This is a genomic window from Campylobacter sp. BCW_6464 (genome assembly GCF_001762775.1).
In the GTDB taxonomy this organism is placed as follows: Bacteria; Campylobacterota; Campylobacteria; order Campylobacterales; family Campylobacteraceae; genus Campylobacter_D; species Campylobacter_D jejuni.
Genome location: NZ_MJXM01000029.1, coordinates 1 through 12,239 on the forward strand (window position 1 = coordinate 1; position 12,239 = coordinate 12,239).

7 protein-coding genes, 2 tRNA genes and 3 rRNA genes are annotated in these 12,239 nt (G+C 36.0%); all 12 read right to left on the bottom strand.

From position 1 onward, the window contains the following. Nucleotides 1–602 (bottom strand): helix-turn-helix transcriptional regulator (locus AJ885_RS01670; RefSeq protein WP_070280637.1); only part of this gene is annotated, 602 nt, incomplete at its 3' end. A 308-nt stretch (nucleotides 603–910) separates the two neighbouring features. Further along, nucleotides 911–2,782 (bottom strand): molecular chaperone DnaK, encoded by a 1,872-nt coding sequence (gene dnaK, locus AJ885_RS01675; protein WP_070273956.1) that lies wholly within the window; start codon nucleotides 2,780–2,782, stop codon nucleotides 911–913. A 22-nt stretch (nucleotides 2,783–2,804) separates the two neighbouring features. After that, nucleotides 2,805–3,335 (bottom strand): nucleotide exchange factor GrpE, encoded by a 531-nt coding sequence (gene grpE / locus AJ885_RS01680; protein WP_002790452.1) that lies wholly within the window; start codon nucleotides 3,333–3,335, stop codon nucleotides 2,805–2,807. Then, the gene (locus AJ885_RS01685; protein WP_070209839.1) at nucleotides 3,332–4,123 is read right to left on the bottom strand and encodes an HrcA family transcriptional regulator; all 792 of its coding nucleotides are present in this window, start codon (nucleotides 4,121–4,123) and stop codon (nucleotides 3,332–3,334) included. Before AJ885_RS01685 ends, grpE begins: the two co-directional genes overlap by 4 nt. 208 nt (nucleotides 4,124–4,331) lie before the next feature. Then, nucleotides 4,332–4,730 carry a hypothetical protein gene (locus tag AJ885_RS10395; protein WP_180365771.1) on the bottom strand — a complete coding sequence of 133 codons (399 nt, stop codon included), beginning with the start codon at nucleotides 4,728–4,730 and terminating at the stop codon, nucleotides 4,332–4,334. A 48-nt stretch (nucleotides 4,731–4,778) separates the two neighbouring features. After that, on the bottom strand, nucleotides 4,779–5,273 hold the full coding sequence (locus AJ885_RS10400; RefSeq protein WP_180365770.1) for a hypothetical protein: 495 nt from the start codon (nucleotides 5,271–5,273) through the stop codon (nucleotides 4,779–4,781). Then, complete coding sequence (locus AJ885_RS10405) at nucleotides 5,270–5,512, bottom strand: hypothetical protein (RefSeq protein WP_180365769.1); 243 nt, start codon at nucleotides 5,510–5,512, stop codon at nucleotides 5,270–5,272. The genes AJ885_RS10400 and AJ885_RS10405 overlap by 4 nt, the downstream gene beginning before the upstream one ends. Nucleotides 5,513–5,757: 245 nt before the next feature. After that, nucleotides 5,758–5,874, bottom strand: a 5S ribosomal RNA gene (rrf, locus tag AJ885_RS01695). A gap of 274 nt (nucleotides 5,875–6,148) precedes the next feature. After that, nucleotides 6,149–9,208 (bottom strand): 23S ribosomal RNA (locus AJ885_RS01700). A gap of 725 nt (nucleotides 9,209–9,933) precedes the next feature. Then, a tRNA-Ile gene (locus AJ885_RS01705) sits at nucleotides 9,934–10,010 on the bottom strand. An 8-nt stretch (nucleotides 10,011–10,018) separates the two neighbouring features. After that, a tRNA-Ala gene (locus AJ885_RS01710) sits at nucleotides 10,019–10,094 on the bottom strand. Nucleotides 10,095–10,196: 102 nt separating this feature from the next. Further along, nucleotides 10,197–11,709: ribosomal RNA gene (locus AJ885_RS01715) — 16S ribosomal RNA — on the bottom strand. The 16S, 23S and 5S rRNA genes sit together here with 2 tRNA genes alongside, the layout of an rRNA operon. Between the last annotated feature and the right edge of the window lie 530 nt (nucleotides 11,710–12,239).

The following is a 12,239-nucleotide window of genomic DNA, read 5'->3' on the forward strand; positions in this document are numbered from 1 at the left end:
ACACCAATTAGTAAAAAATCTCCATTTTTATAAAATATATCTTTATATAAAGGATTTAAAGAGTGTAAAATCACTCCATCAACTTGTTTTAAAACTTGTTTTATAAAAAGTCCATCTCTAGTATTAATCACACAAATGCTTTTATTTTTAAAAGCCTTATTCCTATCTATTGCACAAATTGAACCATCTTTTATAAGTGGTTCCATACTCTCTCCATAACAAGTGATAAACTCACATTCTTTACTTCCAAAAAAGTTTAAAACCTTTTCATCGATGATTAAATCAGAGCTATCAATCAAATCATTTATACCACCTCCACCTAAACTTGCATTTGTTTTATAAAGCTTTAAAATTTTATATTTATTCTCACATTCTAATTGATCTTTTGGGGAACTTCCATAGAAGAAATAATTAATGCTTATATTTCTTTGATTTAAAAAGTTTAGGATTTGTGGATAAGGAATGGAGTTTCTAAATTTCATGGAATTAAAAGTATCAGGATGAATTCCTAGTTCTTTAGCTATATCTTTGGTTTTTAAATCACGCTTACCTTCACTTGCAAGTATATCTTTTAATTTTTCAATCACTTCTTGCATTTGCATTTTAAATCCTTTGATTTTAATTTCAAAGAATTTAAACATAAAATTTCAAAAAGCAATTAAAAACTTTTGATTTGAAAGGTTAAAATATAGATGTGAATTTCGTGTTAGAAATCAAAGTGAAAAAATAAGACTTTGATTTTAAGTGTCAAATGACTTTGATTTGTAAAGCGGTTTTATAGATGCGTTCCTTATGTTTTTATTAATAATATATTATATAAAATCACTACTAAAAAATTTTTAAAAATTAAATAAGATAAAATAGAATTGAGTTCAAGCCTTTTAACAAGGCTTGAATGAAGATTTTAGGATTACTCAACTTCAGCGTCGATTACATCGTCATCTTTTTTCTTTTTATCGTTCGCTGCATTTGACTCATCTTTTTTATACATGTTTTCAGCTAATTTATGAGAAACTTCGCTTAAAGCTTTCATTTTGCTTTCAATCTCTTCTTTGCTTGCATTTTGATTTTTCAAAGTCTCGCGCAAATCATCAAGAGCTTTTTGGATGTTTTCTTTATCAGCAGTGGCAACTTTTTCACCCAACTCACTTAAAGATTTTTCTACTTGATGTGCCAAGCTATCAGCTGCATTTCTAGCATCTACAGCTTCTTTGCGTTTTTTATCTTCTTCTTTGTGAAGTTCAGCATCTTTTACCATGTTGTTAATTTCTTCTTCGCTAAGTCCGCTTGAACCTGTGATTTTGATCTCTTGAGCCTTACCTGTTGCTTTATCTTTTGCGCTAACAGTTAAAATACCATTTGCATCAATATCAAAAGTAACTTCGATTTGTGGCATACCGCGTGGTGCTGGTGGAATTCCTTCAAGATTGAAATTTCCTAAAGATTTATTATCACGACTAAATTCTCTTTCCCCTTGTAAAACATTGATAGTTACAGCACTTTGATTATCCTCAGCGGTTGAGAAAACTTGCTCTTTTTTAGTTGGGATAGTTGTACCTTTTTCGATAATCTTAGTCATTACCCCGCCTAGAGTTTCTATACCCAAAGAGAGCGGAGTAACATCAAGTAAAAGCACATCTTTAACATCGCCTTTTATAACCGCACCTTGAATCGCCGCACCAATAGCCACAACTTCATCAGGATTTACAGACTTGTTAAGATCTTTATTAAAGGCTTTTTTCACTTCTTCTTGCACTAAAGGAACACGAGTAGAGCCCCCTACCATAACAATTTCTTTGATCTCATCTTTTTTAAGACCTGCGTCGCTTACTACTTCATTGATTTTAGTGATGGTTTCAGCTACTAAAGAATCAATCATACCTTCAAATTTAGCTCTAGTAAGTTTTTTAACCAAATGTTTTGGCCCACTTGCATCTGCTGTGATAAATGGTAAATTAATTTCAGTTTCATTAGCTGAACTTAATTCTTTTTTAGCGTTTTCTGCTGCTTCTTTCAAGCGTTGTAAAGCCATAACATCATTTTTAAGATCTATGCCTGTTTCATCTTTAAATTCATTAGCTAGAAAATCTATAAGTTTATTATCAAAATCATCACCCCCTAAGAAAGCATTACCACCTGTTGCTAAAACTTCTACTACATTATCGCCGGTTTCAAGCACGGTAACATCAAAAGTTCCCCCACCTAAATCATAAACCACGATTTTTTCACTATCTTTTTTATCAAGTCCATAAGCTAGAGCTGCTGAAGTAGGTTCATTGATAATTCTTAATACATTAAGTCCTGCTATCGTTCCTGCTTCTTTTGTCGCTTTTCTTTGCGCATCGTTAAAATATGCAGGTACAGTAATAACCGCATCTACAACACTCTCGCCTAAGAAAGCCTCAGCATCTTCTTTTAGTTTCATTAAAACTTTTGCTGAAATTTCTTGCGGAGTATAAATTTTACCTGCGATCTCAATCGCACAAGCGCCATTTCTTTCAGTGATATGATAAGGAAGTCTGTTTTTAGCTTCTTTAGCCGCGTCTTCATTGATCATCAAACCCATAATTCTTTTAATAGAATAAATAGTTTTTTCAGGGTTAGTCACCGCTTGGCGTTTTGCACTATCTCCTACTAAAACCTCGCCTTTATCTGTAAAAGCTACCACAGAAGGAGTTGTATTTTTACCTTCTTTATTTGGTATTACTTTACTCTCGCCGCGTTCATACACAGCAACACAAGAATTGGTTGTTCCTAAATCTATACCTATAACTTTACTCATTTTTTATCCTTTTTATTAAAATTTATTTTGCTACACTAACTTTAGTTGGGCGGATTACGCGATCGGCTATTTTATAGCCTTTTTGAAGCACGGTAACCACTTCACCACTTTGATGATTTTCACTATCTACATGAAACATTGCCTCATGTAAATTTGGATCGAACTCTTTTTCTTCTTTAATAAGAGCCACTCCATGCTTTTCAAGTTTTTTAAGAAACAAATCTAAAGTGTTTTGCACTCCTTCTTTGATTTTTAAGCTAATTTCATCATGGCATTCGACATTGATAGCTGCTTCTAAAGCATCTAAAACATCAAGCAAATCCTTTGCAAAGCTTTCATTTGCATAAGCCATAGCACTTAGCTTTTCTTTTTCCATTCTTTTTTTAATATTTTCAAATTCAGCGTTTGCACGCATATATTTGTCTTTTAATTCATCATAGTCTTTTTGCAATTTGTTTTGCTCAACATCTTCGATATTTTGCAAATTCTCATCTTGCAAATGTTCAGAATTTTCTGCGTTTTCGTTTTCAAATTCTTGCTTTTGCTCGCTCACGCCGCCTCCTTTATGTATTGTAATATTTTTTTATAATCCGTATAAACACTACCTGCTAAGATAATATTTACATCTTCGCCCAAAAACTGCGCATCCACCTTAAGCCCCATAAAACCTTCTTTAAATAAAGGTTCAAATTCAAGACTTTCTTTAAAATAACGATGAACTCCACAATCTAAGAGCTTAACAAATTCATCATTTTGATAAATTTGATAAGCTCTTTCTTCATTACTTCTATAGCAAATCAAATTTTGTCTTAAGCTAGCTATTTTTTCTACAAGATCTATAAAATGAACTCTCAAAGCTATTCTTTCTATACTAAAAAGATCTAATCCTATAAGACTTTGTAAAAAATTCCATGCTTCTTTTTCATATTTTAAAACTAGCTCTTCTTCTTTAAAATCAAGCACTATAAATTTAGCATTTAGATTAAGCACTTCTTTAAGTACTAAGCTTCTACCACCATAAACAAGACAATAAATTTCAAATTCTTTGCTCAACTCTTTTAAAAAATTCTCACTTTTGATATTGATATCTTGATCTTGTTCTTTTTTCCAAAAACTTTGCCAGTAATTTTGCATTGTCAAAATAGTAGGAATTCTACCACTACTTATATGAAGCTGAGTGATCAAACCCTCGTCGCTAAGCCTTTTAAGATAAACGCGTATAGTTGAAGCAGGGATGCAAAGATTTAAATTCAATTCATTTGAACCAATAGGAACATTATCTAAAAGATAAGTTTGGATGATAGAATCTAAAATCAAATCCTTTTTATCTCGGCTTTTCATAGCTCTTTCCTTAAATTTTTAGCACTCTATTTTTTGATTGCTAAAAGTATTATACAACATTGAGTGTTATTTTGTCAAGTATAAATATAAAAAAATATACTTAATTTTATTTAGTCTATATGACTAAACTTTTATTAGTTGATTTTTTATAAGAATACAACATATCAAAATAAAAATAACAATACACTTTACAAGATAATTATAAAAACTAAGCCCAAATTTTAATTAAATCAGCTATTTTTCCATAACTTGTAGAATTTGTATCAAAATAAGTTTGCTTCATTTCGTTGACAATTTCACCAAGATTGTCATAATTAAGTTTAGTTGCATCTTCAGGTTTTAAACCTAGCATTCTTGCACTTCTTTGTTTAAATAAATCCACAAAACCTTCATAGAAAATTTTAAATTTATCCAGATTAAGAACAAGTTTTTTATTACCAGTTTCTTTATCTTCAACTTCATCAAAAATTTTATCAGATAATTGCATTTTAAGTAGAGATTTTTCATCTTCACTTAAATCATCATATTTTACACCTTTACCTAATTTATCTAAGATATCTTTAATTTCTATTGTATTAGTTTGATTAAATTTAGTTAAAGTTAACATACCTACGCTTTCAGTCCATCCAGAATTTGGAGCTTTGGTTTTTACTGCTTACATGCCAGTTTCGCTAAAACTAAGCTCTCCATTAAAATCTCCATCTTTTCTTATCATTTTATCAAGCTCTAAACCTATAGTTCTACCAGCATAATCTATATCTTTAGTATCATCTGGACGCATTTCTCTAAAATCTTTTTCAAAACCAAATAGAGTATCCACGCTACCATTTAATTGTGTATAAGATTGCACAAAAAGTCCTAAATTTGTTTCCTGTGCTACAAAACCACTTTTCGTATCTTCAAGTTCATAATCTTCTAAATATCTATCATTATTTCTATCACTAGCCACATAAGCTCTAGTATATGCTATATCAGCATACCATCCAGCCACGAAATTTTCAGCTTTTCCACTTAATATATATGATCCATCAAGTCTTTTAGTCATATCTTCTTTGTCAAATTCAATCCCCATTTTATTGATGGCTGTTGAACTTAAAGCACTACGAACGAGTTTATTTGTAATAGGATCTCTAAAATATATAGTAGTCATACCTCTTTCAGCTTTTTTACTTTATCACTTACCTTTTGATTGAAAACTTTTTCATCTTCTAATCTTTGAAGCATAGTTTGAGCTACATCTGTTTTTTGCTCTTGAAATGAAGAGGAATTTTCGTCTTTTTCATTAAGAATATTTGGTTTTAAATTCAACTTAAAAGATTTGTATACACTAGCTTGCTGAGAAGATTTAGATATGGGTTGAAAATGATTAAGAAATTTTATAAAATCCATTTTGATGCCTTCAAATTTTCGACATCTTTTCAAAAATATTGTTAATATATTTTACGTAATTTTAACTTAGAAAATTTTAAATTTTATCCTCTATTATTTTCCAAACTCCTAAAAACACCCTATTCTCTTAAAAACCCTAAACAGCAACAAACTCTTTTTTAAACACAATTCTAAGCATCATCTAAAACAACAATAAAAATAAACATAGGATTTATATATAAAGTAAGCAATGAAGACATTTAACAAGTCCGCAATGAGCTACTTTCCCCCTGCCAGTAAGGCGTAGTATCATCACCCACGATGTGCTTAGCTTCTTGGTTCGGGATGGAGCAAGGCGTTTCCACATCTGTATAATCACGGACATTGTTATTTAAATATTCTTTGAAAGATTGAATTTAAAAAATAAAGATTAATCTTTTATTTCTTTACTTTTTTCTTTATTCTCTTTCTTCTTTTGTTTTTCTTTCTTCTTTACTTATCTTTTATCTTTGATAAGTTTTTATATAGAATACTTAAAAAACAATGTTAAGAGCAAGTTCTAATACAAACTTTACTTGAAAGATTTCTACTAAACTCTAAATATTATCTATATTCAAAGCTTTCTTAAAAACCTTAACAAGGAAGTGATGCTTTATTAAAGATAAGCCAAACGCTCTATTAGTACTGGTCAGCTAAAGGACTTTCATCCATTACACACCCAGCCTATCAAACTAGTAGTCTTCTAGAGAGCTTAGAGAAGATTCATCTTAGAGTTGGCTTCACGCTTAGATGCTTTCAGCGTTTATCCTTTCCAAACTTAGCTACGCTGCGATGCTCTTGGCAGAACAACAGCTACACCAGTGGTTTGTTCAACCCGGTCCTCTCGTACTAGGGTCAAATCTCTTCAATCTTCTTACGCCCACGGCAGATAGGGACCGAACTGTCTCACGACGTTCTGAACCCAGCTCGCGTACCGCTTTAAATGGCGAACAGCCATACCCTTGGGACCTGCTCCAGCCCCAGGATGCGATGAGCCGACATCGAGGTGCCAAACCTCCCCGTCGATGTGAGCTCTTGGGGGAGATCAGCCTGTTATCCCCGGGGTACCTTTTATCCTTTGAGCGATGGCCCTTCCACACAGAACCACCGGATCACTAAGACCGACTTTCGTCTCTGCTTGACTTGTATGTCTTGCAGTTAAGCTGGCTTATACCTTTATACTCTACGAACGATTTCCAACCGTTCTGAGCCAACCTTTGTAAGCCTCCGTTATTATTTGGGAGGCGACCGCCCCAGTCAAACTACCCACCAGACATTGTCCCACTTGAGGATAACTCAAGCTGGTTAGCTACCCAAATAAGAAAGAGTGGTATCTCAACAACGGCTCATATACAACTGGCGTCATATACTCAAAGCCTCCCACCTATCCTGCACATTCTTATCCAAGTAGCAGTGTCAAGCTGTAGTAAAGGTCCACGGGGTCTTTCCGTCTTGCCGCGGGTAGGAGGAATTTTCACCTCCACTACAATTTCACTGGATCCCTCTTTGAGACAGCTCCCATCTCGTTACGCCATTCATGCAGGTCGGTATTTAACCGACAAGGAATTTCGCTACCTTAGGACCGTTATAGTTACGGCCGCCGTTTACTCGGGCTTCGATCAAGAGCTTCGCTAATGCTAACCCCATCAATTAACCTTCGAGCACCGGGCAGGCGTCACACCCTATACATCCTCTTACGAGTTAGCAGAGTGCTGTGTTTTTGGTAAACAGTCGGGAGGGACTCTTTGTTGTAAGTTTCCTTGCTTTCGGAGTAAATCCTAATACAAAGCTAACCACACCTTATACCGAAGATACGGTGCTATTTTGCAGAGTTCCTTAAAGAGAGTTCTTCCACGCGCCTTAGAATACTCATCCCACCCACCTGTGTCGGTTTACGGTACGGGCAACATTAGCTAAACTTAGAAACTTTTCTTGGCTCGACGGCATCAGGGGTTCTTCTATCCATCCGAAGACTTCAAAAAGCCTTTCAGTTCTCGGAGTATTGTTATACGGATTTGCCTGTATAACCTCCTACGACCTTAGACTAGCACTTCCATCCGCTAGCCCCCTTAGCCCTAAGCGTCCTTCCATCGCACACTAATGTTGGTATTGGAATATTAACCAATTTGCCATCGTCTACCCCTTTCGGACTCGACTTAGGACCCGACTAACCCTACGATGACGAGCATCGCGTAGGAAACCTTGGGTTTACGGCGTTAATGATTCTCACATTAATTATCGCTACTCATGCCTGCATGCTCACTTCTATTCGCTCCAGCACTCCTTACCGGTATACCTTCGACGCAAATAGAACGCTCTCCTACCACTTGCACACAACTTAAACTACTTAAACTTTAAACCAAGAATATTTTTACTGATTTTACTAAGCTTTATTTCTATCTTTACTCTATAAAAATCAGTAAAAATATAACTTAAAACATATAACTTAGTTTTTTTATATTCTAAACTTAAATAATCTAAGTTGTGTGCAAGTCTACAGCTTCGGTACTTACTTTAGCCCCGTTATATTTTCCGCGCAAAATCACTAGACCAGTGAGCTATTACGCTTTCTTTAAAGGATGGCTGCTTCTAAGCCAACCTCCTGGTTGTTTAAGTAACTTCACATCGTTTTCCACTTAAGTAAGATTTAGGGACCTTAGCTGGTAGTCTGGGTTGTTTCCCTCTTGACGACGGATTTTATCACTCGCCGCCTGACTGCTGTGATTACATATAAGGTATTCGGAGTTTGATAGGGTTTGGTACATTGGTGTATGCCCTAGCCCATTCAGTGCTCTACCCCCTTATATTACGACACAACGCTATACCTAAATATATTTCGGAGAGAACCAGCTATCACGAAGTTTGATTGGCCTTTCACCCCTATCCACAAGTCATCCCGGGGCTTTTCAACGCCTATGGGTTCAGTCCTCCACTAGTTCTTACACTAGCTTCAACTTGCTCATGGATAGATCACTTCGTTTCGGGTCTGCAGCATCTGACTAAGCGCCCTATTCAGACTCGCTTTCGCTACGGCTTCGCGTTTGCTTAACCTTGCCAGACACCACAACTCGCAGGCTCATTATGCAAAAGGCAGTCCATCACACTGTATTGCTACATAGTGCTCTGAATGATTGTAAGCAAATGGTTTCAGGTTCTATTTCACTCTGATCACCTCAGTTCTTTTCACCTTTCCCTCACGGTACTTGTGCACTATCGATCTGGTATTAGTATTTAGGGTTGGATCGTGGTCGACCCGGATTCAGACAGGATTCCTCGTGTCCCGCCCTACTCAGGATACTGCTAGCTAAGCTTTGTTTTTCGCATACGGGACTATCACCCTCTATGGCTATACTTTCCAGAATGTTCTGCTAAACTCAGCTCTTGCACATTGCAGTCCTACAACCCCCAGTGCAAGCACTGGGTTTGCCCTCTTGCGCTTTCGCTCGCCGCTACTGACGCAATCTCTATTGATTTCTTTTCCTGAGGGTACTAAGATGTTTCAATTCCCCTCGTTCGCTCCTATATAGGTAATGTATATCTCTATACATTGGGTTGCCCCATTCGGAAATCTACGGATCAAAGCTTCTTGACAACTCCCCGTAGCTTATCGCAGTCTAGTACGTCCTTCATCGCCTTTACCAGTCAAGGCATCCACCATTCGCTCTTAGTAGCTTACCTTTTGATGTTCTTTTAGCAGATGAGCAAAGCTCATCCTAAAGAACCAAAGCTAAAGGCCTACCCCGCCAACCTAAAAGATATTAGGCTTAAAACGAAATAAACTAAACATTCATTAAAAAATTAATGTAGATAAAGCTTCAATTCTTAATCGCTAAAAAAACAATTTGCATAAAAGTTAGATATAACCTAACTTCTACCTTTTTTATTGATTCTAAAACGCATCACTTCCTTGTTAAAGTTTTTATGATAAGACTTCTTTATCTTAAGACGGAAAGCATTCAAACACTTAATATAAAACTAAATGATTTAGTCTTAACTAAGCTGTGAGTTTGAAACTTGTCTTTAATTTATAATCCTTAAATCTAATATTCTCTTTATTCATAGAAATAAAGACAGCTAAAAGTTAAGTTAAACTAAAGAAAAGATAAATAGGTTTTATCCTTTAACAAGTCCTGTAAAATTGTTTTTATTAAAACTTGCTTGTGACTCTTAACAATGATAATTAAAAAGAACATTAGGTTTAAAACCTAAAGGAAGTATATATATTAATATAATCATTATAAATATAAATACATAATGTATATGTTATTTATATCTATCTAAAGTATATTCTTTTATAGCTAAAGATAAAAATAAATCTAAGTATTTAGAGTTTATATTTTATATTTAATCTACTTTATATACTTGCTTTAGATTTTAAAGCTTCTTTATTCAAATCTTTTTTATGGTGGGCCTAACAAGACTTGAACTTGTGACCTCACCCTTATCAGGGGTGCACTCTAACCAGCTGAGCTATAGGCCCTTAATAAATGGTGGAGAATAGCGGGATCGAACCGCTGACCTCCTGCGTGCAAAGCAGGCGCTCTCCCAGCTGAGCTAATTCCCCATAAACAATTAGCTTTATCATCAATCTTTGAAATCTAAACAAGAATCAATTGAGTTTATATATTGAAGTAATAGTTGTGAGACTTATTACTTTGTACTCTAGAAAGGAGGTGATCCAACCGCAGGTTCTCCTACGGTTACCTTGTTACGACTTCACCCCAGTCGCTGATTCCACTGTGGACAGTAACTAGTTTAGTATTCCGGCTTCGAGTGAAATCAACTCCCATGGTGTGACGGGCGGTGAGTACAAGACCCGGGAACGTATTCACCGTAGCATGGCTGATCTACGATTACTAGCGATTCCGGCTTCATGCTCTCGAGTTGCAGAGAACAATCCGAACTGGGACATATTTTATAGATTTGCTCCACCTCGCGGTATTGCGTCTCATTGTATATGCCATTGTAGCACGTGTGTCGCCCTGGGCATAAGGGCCATGATGACTTGACGTCGTCCACACCTTCCTCCTCCTTACGAAGGCAGTCTATTTAGAGTGCTCGGCCGAACCGTTAGCAACTAAATACGTGGGTTGCGCTCGTTGCGGGACTTAACCCAACATCTCACGACACGAGCTGACGACAGCCGTGCAGCACCTGTCTCTAAGTTCTAGCAAGCTAGCACCCTCATATCTCTATAAGGTTCTTAGGATATCAAGCCCAGGTAAGGTTCTTCGCGTATCTTCGAATTAAACCACATGCTCCACCGCTTGTGCGGGTCCCCGTCTATTCCTTTGAGTTTTAATCTTGCGACCGTACTCCCCAGGCGGTACACTTAATGCGTTAGCTGCATTACTGAGATGACTAGCATCCCAACAACTAGTGTACATCGTTTAGGGCGTGGACTACCAGGGTATCTAATCCTGTTTGCTCCCCACGCTTTCGCGCCTTAGCGTCAGTTGAGTTCCAGCAGATCGCCTTCGCAATGGGTATTCTTGGTGATATCTACGGATTTTACCCCTACACCACCAATTCCATCTGCCTCTCCCTCACTCTAGACTATCAGTTTCCCAAGCAGTTTAATGGTTAAGCCATTAGATTTCACAAGAGACTTGATAATCCGCCTACGCGCCCTTTACGCCCAGTGATTCCGAGTAACGCTTGCACCCTCCGTATTACCGCGGCTGCTGGCACGGAGTTAGCCGGTGCTTATTCCTTAGGTACCGTCAGAATTCTTCCCTAAGAAAAGGAGTTTACGCTCCGAAAAGTGTCATCCTCCACGCGGCGTTGCTGCGTCAGGGTTTCCCCCATTGCGCAATATTCCCTACTGCTGCCTCCCGTAGGAGTCTGGACCGTGTCTCAGTTCCAGTGTGACTGATCATCCTCTCAGACCAGTTAAGCGTCATAGCCTTGGTAAGCCATTACCTTACCAACTAGCTGATACTATATAGTCTCATCCTACACCGAAAAACTTTCCCTACTCAACTTGTGTTAAGCAGGAGTATAGAGTATTAGCAGTCGTTTCCAACTGTTGTCCTCTTGTGTAGGGCAGATTAACTATACCTTACTCACCCGTGCGCCACTAATCCACTTCTAGCAAGCTAGAAGCTTCATCGTTCGACTTGCATGTATTAGGCACGCCGCCAGCGTTCACTCTGAGCCAGGATCAAACTCTCCATAAAAATTATAGATAGTTTAATCTTTTTCTTCAAAGAAAAAGTTATAAAAGATCAAAAGAAAAGCTTTTAATCTTTTTAAATTAGATTGAATAGATTTTACATAATTACTTATGCCTAAATCTTTCTGGCTCAATCGATCACTTATTTAGATTTCAAAGATTGACTAATAAGATTTGAATAACAATACTAAGTTAAAAGAACAAAACAAAAAATCATTTTTAAAAGAAAAGTTTTTAAATTAAAAACAAGATTTATAAAAAAGCTTTTTAGTTTTAAATTAAAAAATTAAGAAAGTTAAAAACTCAAATAATTTAAAAACTTAAAAAATCTAAAATAAAGTTAATTTATAAAATCTACTCAGTTAGTGAAACTTTATAATTTAAAAGATTTTAAGTCCTTTTTTTCAAAAAAGGAAATGAAAGTATAACCAATTAAACTTAAAAGGGGATTAAATAAAGGATTAAATAATATAAATATTTGTGTAAGTATTTATATAAGTATTTGGTGGGTTAAAAAATGGGGGCTATATTTTA